The sequence below is a fragment of the Leuconostoc sp. genome, assembly GCF_965300815.1.
The window spans coordinates 1-14537 of the sequence record NZ_CBDKZH010000003.1 but is presented as its reverse complement, the minus strand read 5'-3'; the positions used below and the strand labels follow the sequence as shown (position 1 = coordinate 14537).

10 protein-coding genes are annotated in these 14537 nt (G+C 44.2%); 8 read left to right on the top strand and 2 right to left on the bottom strand.

The genetic code is table 11. From position 1 onward, the window contains the following. The 8 genes from gatA to alsS all read left to right on the top strand — a co-directional run bounded on the left by gatA (window position 1) and on the right by alsS (window position 12615). On the top strand, window positions 1–1473 hold the full coding sequence (gene gatA, locus ACW12G_RS00500; protein ID WP_029509610.1) for an Asp-tRNA(Asn)/Glu-tRNA(Gln) amidotransferase subunit GatA: 1473 nt from the start codon (window positions 1–3) through the stop codon (window positions 1471–1473). A gap of 53 nt (window positions 1474–1526) precedes the next feature. Then, complete coding sequence (gene gatB, locus ACW12G_RS00495) at window positions 1527–2966, top strand: Asp-tRNA(Asn)/Glu-tRNA(Gln) amidotransferase subunit GatB (protein WP_455647045.1); 1440 nt, start codon at window positions 1527–1529, stop codon at window positions 2964–2966. 137 nt (window positions 2967–3103) lie between these two features. Continuing rightward, complete coding sequence (locus ACW12G_RS00490; RefSeq protein WP_077282225.1) at window positions 3104–4093, top strand: diacylglycerol kinase family lipid kinase; 990 nt, start codon at window positions 3104–3106, stop codon at window positions 4091–4093. Window positions 4094–4146: 53 nt separating this feature from the next. After that, window positions 4147–5541, top strand: a complete 1395-nt coding sequence (rlmD, locus tag ACW12G_RS00485; RefSeq protein ID WP_455647037.1) for a 23S rRNA (uracil(1939)-C(5))-methyltransferase RlmD — start codon at window positions 4147–4149, stop codon at window positions 5539–5541. A gap of 186 nt (window positions 5542–5727) precedes the next feature. Continuing rightward, complete coding sequence (locus ACW12G_RS00480) at window positions 5728–7344, top strand: CTP synthase (RefSeq protein WP_010004318.1); 1617 nt, start codon at window positions 5728–5730, stop codon at window positions 7342–7344. Between the two features lie 74 nt (window positions 7345–7418). Next, the gene (gene uvrC / locus ACW12G_RS00475) at window positions 7419–9212 is read left to right on the top strand and encodes an excinuclease ABC subunit UvrC (protein ID WP_455647036.1); all 1794 of its coding nucleotides are present in this window, start codon (window positions 7419–7421) and stop codon (window positions 9210–9212) included. 174 nt (window positions 9213–9386) lie between these two features. Further along, window positions 9387–10706 carry a GTPase ObgE gene (gene obgE, locus ACW12G_RS00470; RefSeq protein WP_029509615.1) on the top strand — a complete coding sequence of 440 codons (1320 nt, stop codon included), beginning with the start codon at window positions 9387–9389 and terminating at the stop codon, window positions 10704–10706. A gap of 223 nt (window positions 10707–10929) precedes the next feature. Then, window positions 10930–12615, top strand: coding sequence for an acetolactate synthase AlsS (alsS, locus tag ACW12G_RS00465; RefSeq protein WP_455646749.1), 1686 nt, complete (start codon window positions 10930–10932; stop codon window positions 12613–12615). Between the two features lie 205 nt (window positions 12616–12820). Here alsS and ACW12G_RS00460 read toward each other — a convergent pair whose 3' ends face one another. After that, window positions 12821–13321 (bottom strand): GNAT family N-acetyltransferase, encoded by a 501-nt coding sequence (locus ACW12G_RS00460; protein ID WP_029509617.1) that lies wholly within the window; start codon window positions 13319–13321, stop codon window positions 12821–12823. Window positions 13322–13352: 31 nt separating this feature from the next. Then, complete coding sequence (locus ACW12G_RS00455) at window positions 13353–14321, bottom strand: thymidylate synthase (RefSeq protein ID WP_455647035.1); 969 nt, start codon at window positions 14319–14321, stop codon at window positions 13353–13355. Window positions 14322–14537: the final 216 nt, after the last annotated feature.

The window sequence follows — 14537 nt, the reverse complement described above, 5'->3', positions numbered from 1 at the left end:
ATGACTTTTAACTTTTTTGATAATGACTTAACCACGTTACATGACAAATTGGTTAAGCAAGACGTGACAGCGGTCGAATTGGTACAAGGGGCTTTGGATAATATCGCCAAAGTTGATGACAAACTTGAAGCCTTTATCATGACAAATCCGGAAGCAGCGTTAGCTCAAGCGCAAGTAGAGGATGACAAACAAGATTTCACGCAAACATTAGCTGGTATCCCATTTGCATTGAAGGATAACTTGGCAACGGAAGGCATTCAAACGACCGGTGCGTCACATATCTTAGAAGGTTTCAAGCCAGTCTATAATGCAACCGTTGTGGATAAGTTAAAGACTGTTGGGGCGGTCTCAGTTGGTAAGACCAACATGGACGAATTTGCCATGGGTGGCTCAACAGAAACGTCATACTATAAGACAACAACTAATGCATGGGATCAAACGAAAGTGCCAGGTGGTTCATCTGGTGGTTCAGCAGCTGCGGTTGCGGCTGGTTTGGTACCATTTGCTTTGGGATCAGATACTGGTGGATCAATCCGCCAACCAGCGGCGTTTAACGGGATTGTTGGCTTAAAGCCAACTTATGGTCGTGTATCACGTTGGGGCTTGTTTGCCATGGCGTCATCACTTGACCAAATCGGACCATTTACACGTACTGTGAAAGATAATGCGTTGGTCTTAAATGCCATCTCTGGTTTTGATGCGAAGGACTCAACGTCATCAGAACGTGAAGTGCCGGATTTCACAGCGCAATTAACGGGTGATGTCAAGGGCTTGAAAATTGCCGTACCAAAGGAATACTTTGGTGACGGGATTGATCCAAAGGTTGCTAGCACTGTTAAAGCAGCGATTGCCCAACTTGAGGCACTCGGTGCAACAGTGGATGAAGTCAGCTTGCCACATACAAAGTATGGTGTTGCGGCTTACTATATCATCATGTCTTCTGAAGCCTCATCTAACTTGCAACGTTATGATGGTGTGCGTTACGGCTTCCGTGCTGATGACGTGAAAAACTTGGAAGAACTTTACATTAAGACACGTTCAGAAGGCTTCGGGGATGAAGTCAAGCGTCGAATCATGCTTGGAACATTCTCACTGTCAGCTGGTGCGTATGATGCGTTCTTTAAGAAGGCAGCGAAAATTCGGACATTGTTAATTGAAGACTTTAACAAGGTCTTTGCCGATTACGATGTGATTGTTGGGCCAACGGCACCAACGGTCGCTTATGGTTTGGGCGAAGAAGTGGATGATCCAACAGCGATGTATTTGGCGGATGTCTTGACTATTCCAGTGAACTTGGCTGGGCTACCTGGAATGTCTGTCAATGCTGGTTTTGTTGATGGCCTACCGGTTGGCTTGCAAATTATTGGCCGACCATTTGATGAAGCAACAGTTTACCAGACTGGTTATGCCTTTGAACAAGCGAGTCGTTTGTTTGAACAAAAGCCAGCAATTGCAAAGGACATACTAAGCTAAGCGGGAGGAATAACGTTCACCTGATTAGCAGAGCAGATGAACGGATGACAATTATGGGAACAGGAAATTTTGAAACAACGATTGGTCTTGAAGTCCACGTTGAAATGCAGACAAACTCAAAGCTGATGTCACCATCACCAGTGCACTATGGTGATGAACCCAATGAAAACACCAACGTGATTGACTTTGGTTATCCAGGTGTTTTGCCAGTGGCCAACAAAGGGGCATTAGAATTTGGGATGCGGGCGGCTTTGGCACTCCATGCGACGATTTCACCATTTATTCGTTGGGATCGTAAGAATTACTTTTATCCGGATAATCCAAAGGCCTATCAGACAACCCAATCACAGACACCTTTGGGCACGAATGGTTACTTGGATGTGAAACTTGAAGACGGCAGTGTTAAGCGTGTTCGTATCAAGGAACTACACGTCGAAGAAGATGCTGGTAAAAATACTCACGGTACGGATGGCTATTCTTATGTCGATTTGAATCGTCAAGGTACACCTTTGATTGAAATTGTGTCAGAAGCAGACATTGCATCACCTGAAGAAGCGTATGCCTATTTGGAACAACTCCGCCAAACAATTTTGTTTACGGGTATCTCTGAAGCCAAGATGCAAGAAGGACAGATGCGTGCCGATGTCAACATTTCATTGCGGCCATATGGTTCTGATACTTATGGGACTAAAGTCGAAATGAAGAACATCAATTCATTCAACTACGTGCGTAACGCTTTGTACTTTGAAGAAAAGCGTCAAGCAGAAGTGTTGCGAGCTGGTGGTGTGATTCAACAAGAAACCCGACGTTATAACGAACCAACTAAGTCAACAATCTTGATGCGTGTCAAGGAAGGGGCCGACGATTACCGTTACTTCCCAGAACCTGATTTGGCACCAGTGGTGATTGACCAAGCTTGGATTGAAAAAGTAGCAGCTGAATTGCCAAAATCTGCGGCTGAACGGCAACATGATTATGTGACAAACTTGGGTATTGAACCTTATGATGCTGAAGTGTTGACGCAAACGTTGGCGATGGCCAATTTCTATGATGCGACAGTAGCAGCAGGCGCTGACGCTAAGCGTGCGGCGAACTACTTAATTGGTGATGTGAATGCTTACATGAACAAGCATCAAGTCGAATTGTCAGAAGCGCAATTAACCCCAGAACATTTGGCCGGTATGATTCGCTTGATTGAAGATGGGACCATTTCAACAAAGCAAGCTAAGCAAGTGTTTGAAGCGATTATGGTTGGTGAAGAACCAGAAGCATTTGCCAAGAAGCATGGTTTGGTTCAAATTAGTGATCCAGCTGTCCTATTGGAATGGATTACAACTGTGTTGGATGCTAACCCACAGTCAATTGAAGACTTTAAGGGTGGTAAAGACCGCGCAACAGGCTTCTTGATTGGGCAACTGATGAAGATGTCTAAGGGGCAAGCAAATCCAACTGTCATGAATAAACTATTATTGGAAGAGTTAGCCAAGCGTTAATTTCTAATAGTTAACTGACGATGATGGTCGTCAGTCATAACAGGCTTTTGCCTGTGTACATAAGTTTTTAAGAAAGGATTGTGTGAGCACGGCAACGTGTCAAGTAACGTGTTCCTAACACTTACGCACAAGCGAACATGAGAGCAAGAATTATCTACAACCCAACATCTGGGCGTGAGGCTATCAAACGTGAAATGTTGGATATTTTGCAAGTTTATGAATCAGCAGGGTATGAAACGTCAGCCTTTGCCACAACGCCAGAACCTATGTCAGCAGCCAAAGAAGCTAAGCGTGCGGCTGAGGCGGGGTTTGATTTAATTGTTGCGGCCGGTGGCGATGGGACGATTAATGAAGTGGTCAATGGTTTGGCGCCTTTAGAAAAGCGGCCGATGATGGCGGTGATTCCAGCGGGAACAACCAATGATTACGCCCGTGCGTTGAAGTTACCACGTGACGAACCTTTGGAAGCTGCGAAAGTGATTTTGCAGCATGAAACCATTAAGATGGATATTGGGGAAATTGATCAAGCTGGTCAGACCAAATATTTCATGAATATTGCCGCTTTGGGCACAATTAGTGAAGTGACTTACGCGGTTCCATCATTGATGAAGTCATTGTATGGTTACTTAGCCTATTTGGTAAAAGGGACAGAGCTCATTACCCGAATTAAGCCGGTTAATGCCCGCGTGACCTATGATGACGGTGAATATTCTGGTAAGATTTCAATGATTTTCTTAGCCCTAACCAATTCTGTTGGTGGGTTTGAGTCGATTGTACCGGATGCGAAGTTAGACGACGGTAAGTTCACGTTATTGATTATTAAAGAATCTAACTTGGGCCAAATTTTGCAAATGGTTGCCCAAATGTTAAATGGTGGCAAGCATGTGGATAATCCCCAAATGATCTATAAAAAGACCAATAAAGTTGAAATCACGCCATTAGACGATGATCAATTGAAGGTTAACCTGGATGGTGAATATGGCGGGGATGCGCCGATGTTATTCACAGATCTGCAACAACACATTGAGTTTGTGGCCAACCGTTCTGGCATGCCAGAAGCGGCCACTATTTCCGACAAAACAAAGCAACAGTTTATGGCGGACGTCGAAAAACTCGACGTTAAATAATGTGACATTAAAGTGCGTATCAAAAGGCGCAACAAGAAAGTGAGCGAAATGCTATGGCAAAAGCCAATCGGGTTTACCCCCAAAAAGCCCCTGTAACCAAGAACCAAGAAGTTGAAGGGGAAGTTGTTGACATTACTTATCAAGGCATGGGTGTGGTTAAAATTGATAACTTTCCCATCTTTGTTGTCGATGCGATTCCAGGAGAAATTGTGCGTCTGGGTATCACGAAAGTGCAAAAGAATTTTGCCTTTGGTCGTGTGATCAAGCGTCTGCAAGAGTCACCAAATCGCGTGCAAAATGCCAATCAAATTGCGATTACAACGGGAATTGCCCCGTTGGCAAATTTGAAATATGACGCACAACTTGAATTCAAGCAACGTCAAGTTGAACAATTATTTAAAAAAGTCAATATTGACGTTGATGTCAGCCCAACCATTGGGATGGCTGATCCGACCAAGTATCGTAACAAGGCCCAAGTGCCTGTGCAAGAAATCAATGGCCGCTTGGAAACTGGTTTTTATCGTCGTGGGTCACACAACTTAGTCCCTGTGGAAGACTTTTACATTCAAGATCCAAAGGTCGACGAAGCGGTGACGGTAACGCGGGATATCTTACGTGATCTTGGCTTATCAGCCTATGACGAAACAACTAAAAAAGGTGTTGTGCGCCATATTATGGCACGCCGCGGATACTATTCACACGAATTAATGGTCGTGATTGTGACCAACACCAAGCGTTTGCCACAAGCTGATGAAATTGCGACACGTTTGCAGGCAAAACTTCCTGAATTAAAGAGCTTTATCCACAACATTAACCATGATGATACCAATGTGATTATGGGACAATGGAATGAAACCATTTGGGGCGCTGATGATATCCACGACCAATTGATGGGCAAAGACTTTGTCATTGGACCGAACTCATTTTATCAAGTGAACCCACAAACAACTGCCACGTTATACACGTTGGCAGCTGAAAAAGCTGGTTTGAAACCAACGGATATTGCCGTTGATGCCTATTCTGGTATTGGAACCATCACGTTGTCAATTGCTGACAAGGTAAAGCATGTCTATGGTGTTGAAGTCGTTGAAAATGCAGTGGCCGATGCGGAACAGAATGCGCGCAACAACCAAATTGACAATGTGACTTTTGTCACGGCTGATGCCCCAGAACAAATGGTGGCTTGGGCAGCTGAGGGCTTGAAGCCTAATGTTGTCTTTGTAGATCCACCACGTAAAGGATTAACAGCGGAACTGATTTCCGCCGGAGCCGCTATGGCACCGGAAACATTTGTCTATATTAGCTGCAATCCAGCGACTTTGGCGCGTGATGCCGTCCAAATTTTAGCTGAAGGGTTTGAGATTGATGGCCCAGTCCAACCATTGGATCAATTCCCACAAACCACGCACGTGGAAACCATCACGGTTTTCAAGCGTGTTAAAGCATAAGCAAATATGTTTTAAAAAAGTAGGTTAATGTTTGACAAATATAACCGAACTCTGTATTATATATTAGGGCTCCCATTTATTGGGACAGACGTTAAAAGCTCCCAAGTTCAACTTGGGGGCTTTTCTATTTTATTTTTACCCCCTGAATCGTTGCAAGCGCCTAGCGCTATATCATGAGGAGGCATCATGGCAGATAAACAAGTAAAGTACATTTTCGTCACAGGTGGTGTTGTGTCATCTTTGGGGAAGGGTATTGTCGCGGCATCACTTGGCCGCTTATTGAAGAATCGTGGGTTGAAATTAGCGATTCAAAAGTTGGACCCATACATCAACATTGATCCAGGGACAATGTCACCTTACCAACACGGTGAAACCTTTGTGACGGGTGATGGTCTTGAAACTGATTTGGACATGGGTCACTATGAACGTTTCATGGATATTAACACGAACATGTATTCAAACGTGACGACAGGCCGTATTTACTCAGAAGTATTGGCTAAGGAACGTCGCGGTGACTATAATGGTGGGACAGTGCAAGTCATTCCGCACATTACCGATGCCATTAAAGATAAGATGAAAAAAGCTGCGGAATCAACAGACGCTGATGTGGTGATTGTTGAAGTTGGTGGCACAGTTGGTGATATTGAAAGTTTGCCATTTATCGAAGCTTTGCGTCAAATGAAGTCAGATCTTGGTAACGATAACGTCTTTTACATTCACACGAGCTTGATTGTTTACTTAACAGCAGCTGGTGAAGCCAAAACTAAGCCAACGCAACATTCTGTGGCGCAGTTGCGGTCATTGGGTATTCAACCTGATATGATCGTCTTGCGTACTTCTGAACCACTAGAAGATAGCTTGAAGCAAAAGATTTCAACCTTTACGGATGTTAATGCGAATGCCGTGATTGAATCACGTGACGTGGAATCATTGTATGACATTCCAATGAACTTGCAAGCACAAGGCATGGATGACGTCGTTTTGGAAAAGTTGAAGATTGACGCGCCAAAGGCTGACATGACAGCTTGGACAGCGATGGTTGATCACATCAAGCACCCAAAGAAAACAGTCAACATTGCCTTAGTTGGTAAGTATACGGATTTGCCAGATGCGTATATTTCAGTTAATGAAGCCTTAAAGCATGCGGGTTACGCCCAAGATGCTGAAGTGAACATTAACCACATTAAGTCAGAAACTGTGACAGCTGAAAACGTGCAAGAATTGTTAGCTGATGCCGATGGCGTGATGGTACCTGGTGGCTTTGGTGCCCGTGGGACTGAAGGTAAAATTCAAGCGATTCGCTTTGCTCGTGAAACAAACACGCCGTTCTTGGGGGTTTGCTTGGGGATGCAGTTGGCTTCCGTTGAATTTGCACGTCACGTTCTAGGCTATGAAGATGCGAACTCAACCGAACTTAATCCAGAAACGCAAGCACCAATTATTGATTTGATGAAGGATCAAGAAAACGTGGAAAATCTTGGTGGCACATTGCGTTTGGGTCTTTACCCAGCGATGTTAAAGCAAGGCACATTAACAGCCAAGGCTTATGGCGATGTTGAAGAAGTTGAACAACGTCACCGTCACCGTTATGAATTTAACACAAAGTTCCGTGACGAATTTGAAAAGGCTGGTATGGTCTTTGCGGCAACATCACCAGACAATCGTTTGATGGAAGTGATTGAATATCCAAAGAATGATTTCTTCGTTGCAGCACAGTACCATCCAGAATTCCTCTCACGTCCGGATCGTCCAGAAGGTTTGTACCATGACTTTATTGGTGCAGCCTTACAACATGAAGCATAATTAAAATGAGAAACACGCGAACGCGTGTTTTTATTTTCGACCAAAATGCTTGCGTGGCTTGGTATAATAAAACTATGTTAGCAAATCCATCACAACACATTGAACAAAAACTCGCGTTACTGCCAGCAGAACCTGGGTCATATCAAATGAAAGACCAGAGCGGCAAAATTATCTACGTGGGGAAGGCCAAAAACCTTAAAAACCGCGTCCGGTCTTACTTTAAGCAAGATCATACAGGTAAGACCGCTGAATTGGTCCAAAATATTGTGGATTTTGATTATATCGTGACGAATTCTGACAAAGAAGCTTTTTTGTTGGAAAATGAGTTAATCAAGAAATACAAGCCGTACTACAACATTCGATTGAAATATGGCACGGGCTATCCGTACATTAAAATTACTAAAGAACGTGATCCCAAAATGGCCATGGTTAACGAAGTTAAAAAAGACGGTGGGTTTTATTTTGGCCCCTATCCTAACGTGTTTGCAGCTCAAGAAACGTTGCGCTTTTTGGAAAAAAACTATCCCTTGCGCCGCTGTAACGGCTTTCAGGGCCGACCTTGCCTGTATTATAATATGGGGCAATGTTTGGGCGCTTGTTGGCATGAAGTACCAGAGGCAGAATACGCAGCCCAAGTTGACCAGATTAAGCGTTTTTTGGATGGGGATACGGCTGCCGTTAAAAAGGCCATTGCTGAGAAAATGACAGCCGCAGCAGAGGCGTTAGCTTTTGAACAAGCAGCTGACTTACGCGATCAATTGAAATATATTGACGAAACGGTTGAAAGTCAGCGGGTTTTGTCTAAGGATACCACGCCACGCGATCTGTTCAACTACTATCTTGATAAAGGTTGGATGACCGTTGAGGTCTTTTTCCTCAGACAGGCACGGCTTATCCGTCAATTTAAACAAACGTTTTCCGTGGTTGGCTCAGCTGATGAAGAAGTGATGAACTTTATTCAACAATTTTATGCCCAACGTAACATTCAAAAGCCCAATGAGATACTAGTACCAAAAGGTATTGATATTACGGCACTTGCTGAAGCATTGGGCGTCCCCGTTCGGATCCCGGTGCGGGGTGAAAAGCGTGATTTGCTAGATTTAGCGCAAAAAAATGCCCGCATTGCGCTAGAAGAAAAATTCCGCTTGATGCAACTTAATGAAAAGAAAACCACGGGTGCCATGCGCGAGATTACTGATGCCTTGCATATTCCCATGGGCCATCGGATTGAAGCTTTTGACCACTCACATACCCAAGGGGTTGAAATTGTGAGTGCGATGGTGGTGTTTGAAGATGGCGTGCCAAATAAGGACCTCTACCGAAAGTATAAAATTAAGTCTGTTGATCATGCGGATGAGTGGGCGGAAACGCAAGAAGTCATTCGTCGGCGGTATTCCCGTTTGTTAAAGGAAGGTGGCGAGATGCCTGATTTGATTTTAATGGATGGGGGCGAGATTCAGCTCAATGCCGCTAAAGAAGTACTGGTGGATGAATTGGGTCTCACGCACGTTCCAATTGCGGCCATGGTGAAAAATGATAAGCACAAGACTGCTGATCTCATTGATGGGCACACTGGTGAAATTGTGACCTTTGACAAACAATCAGAAGGATTCTTCTTAATTCAGCGGGTACAAGAAGAGGTGCACCGTTTTGCCGTCAGTTTCCATCGACAGTTACGCAGTAAAAACACGTTGGCATCGCGGCTTGATAGGATTGATGGTGTCGGGCCTAAGACCCGACAAAAACTTTTGCGTGAATTTGGGTCGCTACCAAAAATTGCCGCGGCTTCAATCGCCGACCTACAGGCTATTGGTATTAATGAAAAATTGGCACGAGTCATTAACCTCAGTTTGCAGTCGGGCGCTTGAGTCACGGCATAATAGTCGCATGAAGTTGTTTTTTATGGTAAACTAGAGTATTAAAATATCGCAAGCTTACCTCGGTAAGCAGACAAGGAGAAGGGGGGCGCAGCGACACGCACGAATCAGGCTTTTGCAGCTGGAAGATCGTGCGTGAGGCAACAAGTTGCGCGCAATCAAACTATGGCATTCGTAGATCAAGCAGAAATTGAAGTAAAAGCCGGTAAAGGGGGAGACGGTATTGTGTCTTTCCGTCACGAAAAGTTCGTCGCAATGGGCGGGCCTTTTGGTGGTGATGGTGGGCATGGTGGCTCAATCATTTTGAAAGTCGATGAAGGGTTACGTACGCTGATGGACTTCCGTTATAACCGACATTTTAAAGCACAACCAGGTGGTAATGGTGGCACAAAGGGGATGACAGGTGCGTCATCCGATGATCGCTATATTAAAGTACCACAAGGCACAATCGTGAAAGACGCCGATACAGGTGAAGTTTTGGGCGATATGCTTGAAAACGGACAAGAACTGGTTGTTGCCAAGGGTGGTCGTGGTGGCCGTGGGAATATTCATTTTGCCACCCCAGCCAACCCCGCACCGGAATTATCAGAAAACGGTGAACCAGGTGAAATTCGGAATTTGAAGCTCGAATTAAGAGTTTTGGCAGATGTTGGGCTAGTTGGTTTCCCATCAGCGGGTAAGTCAACGTTGCTTTCTGTGGTGTCAAATGCGAAGCCAAAAGTGGCCGCATATCACTTTACGACGTTAGCCCCCAACATTGGGATGGTTCGTTTGCCAGATGAACGTGACTTTGTCATGGCGGACTTACCAGGATTGATTGAAGGTGCAGCTCAAGGTGTTGGGTTAGGTTTCCAATTCTTACGTCACGTTGAACGGACGAAGGTCATCTTGCACTTGGTTGACATGTCAGGGATTGAAGGCACGGATCCGTATACGCAATACCGTAAGATTCTTGACGAATTACAACAATATGATGAAACCATTTTGGCACGACCACACATTATTGTGCCAACTAAAATGGATATGCCGGATTCAGCCGACAATTTGGTAAAATTCCGGGAACAAGTAGCTGCTGATTCAGGCTTACCAACCCAACCAAAGATTATGCCAATCTCAGCTTTGACGCGTGATGGCGTCCAGGAGTTGATGCGTGTCACGGCCGATACTTTGGCGACTGCACCAGCCCCAGAAAGTTATCGGCCAGTCGTTGAAGCCACACCGACTGAAAAGACGTATGAATTTAAGCCAGAAAAGCATGACTTTACAATTGAATGGGATGAAGATTCTGAGCAATGGGTTGTCGGTGGTGCTGAAGTTGAAAAGTTGTTCTTGATGACCAACATTCAGCGTGATGCCACGATTATGCGTTTTGGTCGCCAATTGCGTCACATGGGTGTCGATGATGCCTTACGTGCTGCTGGGGCCAAAGATGGGGATGATGTCCGCATCAATAACTCAGACTTTGTCTTTGAATTTAGTGATTAAACGTAAAAGTTATCCAATTCGGATAACTTTTTTATTTGGTCTAATTATGAGTTTGTGAAGGAAAGAACACTGATATAGCGATGAATTTCACAAAGTTTTTTTGACCATAACCAGCTAAAAAGTGCTATGATAGGCTTATTGAAAAAAATGGAGGAATGGGTAGTTAATGACCGGCTTGTCTTGCTTAAGTGTCGGTCAGCGCGTTAACTACCCTTGATATCAAATGTCAGATCAAAAGTACGGTGCAGATATTGTTGCAGATAGCTTGACGAACCATGGGATTGATTTGGTTTTCGGGATTCCCGGTGCCAAGATTGATCGTCTCTTTACGACGTTGGAACATCCAGCCCCTGGTCAAAAAGTGCCAAAATTAATTGTGACACGTCACGAACAAAATGCGGTCTTTATGGCACAAGCTTTTGCGCGTATTACCGGTAAGCCAGGTGTCACGATTGTCACATCAGGTCCTGGTGTGGGTAACTTGGTGAGTGGTTTGATGACAGCAAGTGCTGAAAGTGACCCTGTAGTTGCGATTGGTGGTCAAGTACCACGTAAAGACTTGTATCGTTTGACGCACCAATCAACGAATTCAGTGGCACTGTTTGCCCCAATTACGAATTATAGTTCAGAAATTCAAGATCCCAATAACATTTCAGAAATTATCGCGAACGCTTTTGCGGCTGCTAATGGCGCTAAAAAAGGGGCAGCCTTTGTTTCATTGCCACAAGATGTGGATGATGCACCCGTGTCAGTTGAAGCTTTGCCACCAATGCCTTATGCCAAGCAAGGGGCAGCAGCCTTAGCTGATTTGGATTGGTTAGCTGAACAAATCAAGCAAGCTAAGTTACCAGTTTTGTTGGTTGGCGCGCGTGGTTCTGACGATGATACGGTTGCCGCTTTGCACAAGTTGTTGAAGCAAACGACATTGCCAGTCGTAGAAACATTCCAAGGTTCAGGCGTTATTTCTCGTGAATTGGAACCAGAAACATTCTTTGGCCGTATTGGCTTCTTCCGTAACCAAACAGGGGACAAGTTGTTGAAGCAATCTGACTTGGTCATCACGGTTGGTTATGATGCGATTGAATACGAACCACGTAACTGGAATAAAGAAAATGATTTAAACATTGTGGCGTTGGATACAACACCAGTCCAAATCGACAATAACTTTGTGCCAAAGCGTCAACTTGTGGGTGACTTGGGTCAAAGCTTAGACTTATTAACAGAACGTGTGGGTGGTTATGAATTACCTGTGGATAGTCAAGCCGTTTTGAAGACATTGAAGGCGGATTTGCGCGCGTCAGACGAACCAACTTACACGCCAGCGCAAGGTCATTTGAACCACCCATTAAACATCATCAAAGCGATTCAAGCGCATGTGACGGATGATATGACTGTGGCAACTGATATTGGCTCACACTACATCTGGATGGCGCGTCACTTCAAGTCATACGTTGCCCGTCACTTCTTGATTTCAAATGGCATGCAAACGCTTGGTGTTGGTTTGCCATGGGCAATGACAGCAGCGATGTTGCGTCCAAATGCCAAGGCAGTGTCGGTTTCTGGTGATGGTGGTTTCTTCTTCTCATCAATGGAATTAGAAACTGCTGTTCGTTTGAAGTTGAACACCGTGCATATTGTGTGGAATGACAACGCCCACTATGACATGGTCAAGTTCCAAGAAGAAATGAAGTATGACGGTCGCTCAGCCGGTGTTGATTTTGGTAACATCGACTTGGTAAAGTATGCTGAAAGTTTTGGTGCCAAGGGGCTACGTGTCAACACACCAGATGAATTGAATGCGGTACTTGATGAAGCCTTTACATCTGAAGGCCCAGTAGTGGTGGACATCCCAGTTGACTACTCACATAACTTTGAATTAGGGTCACAAATGATTGATGCCCAAGGCTAAACGAATCGTATTTAGCGGGTTGACCATTTATTAAAAATTGATATAATAGTATTGTAAACGCTTTCATCGTTTGCGATTATTCAGTTCGCCGAGAAGTTCTGAATCTCAAACTTGTTTCCTGAGAAACAAGTTTTTTTATTGGGATAGGCTACCGTAAAGATTGACAAAAAAAGACTGAACACCAATACAGTGTTCAGTCTTTTTATTAATTAGTGGTAAATTCTGTTGCTAAAATGCCCATCATCATACTGTCATGATATTGACCTTCGGCAAAGAAGTGTTCGCGTAAAATACCTTCTTCTTTGAAACCAACCTTCTTGTAGATGTGGATGGCTGCGGCATTATCTACATCAACGTACAGATAGACCTTGTGCATGTTCAACACTTGGAAAGCATATTCAACGCCCGCACGAATAGCTGCTTGCGCAAAGCCAAGGCCTTGATGGTCGGGGTGAATAATAATTTGAATTTCTGTATGTCGATGTAACATGTCGATATACATTAACTCGACGACGCCGATAAATTGGTCGTCATCTTCCACAACAAACCGACGCTCAGTCTGATCTAGGATATGGCGTTCATAGAGCAGTTGCAGTTCTTCAAATGATGTATAAGCTTCTTGAAACCACAGCGCCATGACTTTTCGGGAGTTTTCCTGTTGATAAATATAAGGTAAATCCCTTTTTTCCAACGGTCTAATTTTCATGATGAGGTCCTTTCAGTTGGTCGATAACGCCTTAAACAGCGACCGGTGCCTTAATTGGAGCTTCACTTTCATAATCAAGCACCTTAATGTCATCCATGGTGTAATCAAAAATAGATTTAACATCCGGATTTAACCATAACTTTGGTAGCGGGTGCATCGGACGTGAGAGTTGTTCTGTGATTTGATCTACGTGGTTATTATAAATGTGTGTGTCACCAATCGTATGAACAAAGTCACCCACTTCATAACCGGTTTGTGCGGCCATCATATGCAGCAAAAGTGAATATGACGCAATGTTGAACGGCACACCCAAGAAGAAATCACCCGAACGTTGATACAACTGAAGGCTTAATTTGCCATCAGCGACATAGAATTGACTTAAGACGTGGCATGAAGGCAAGGGGGCTTGCGGTGTTGTATCAGCATTCCAGGCTGTCAAAATAAGGCGACGAGAGTCAGGCGTTGTTTTAATCTCTTCAACTAAACGCGCAACTTGATCAACGGTCTCGGCACCAGCTGTCACACTGCTCGTTTCCCAACCACGCCAGAGCTTGCCATAGACGTCACCTACGTAACCAAATTTTTCCATGAACGCATCGTCGTTTAAAATCTTGTCGACAAAAATCGCTTTTTGCGTTTGATAGACGGCTGCAAATTCAGGGTCAGTTTCTGCGCGATGACCAAAGTTGGTCATATCAGGGCCGGTGTAATCGTTTGATTCTACCCAATTTTTAAAGGCCCATTCGTCCCAAATATGGTTGTTATGTTGTAGTAGGAAACGAATGTTGTTATCACCGCGCAAAAACCAGAGTAGCTCGGATTTGATTAACCCAAAGAAAACTTTCTTGGTTGTGAGAAGGGGGAAGCCTTCTTGTAAGTCAAAGCGCATTTGCGTACCAAAGAGGGAGTGCGTCCCCGTTCCGGTACGGTCGCCTTTGAGGTTACCTTCAGCTAATATTTTTTGTGCTAAATCAAGGTATTGCTGTTCATTTTTTGACATCGTATTGATCGCGTAACAAGCACGTTACGCGGTTCCTTTCTCAAAATCATCTATCTTAAATATTAACGAATTTTACCGTGGTTGGCAAGTTTGTTCGTATCTGAGAAAATCGTGATTCGCTTGATGTGACGGGCTTTTGGGCAAAGGTGAGTTGGCTATTTTGCTATTAAAACAGTGACTTCATGACTTAAGTTAGATTATGATAAGTATTTCGAG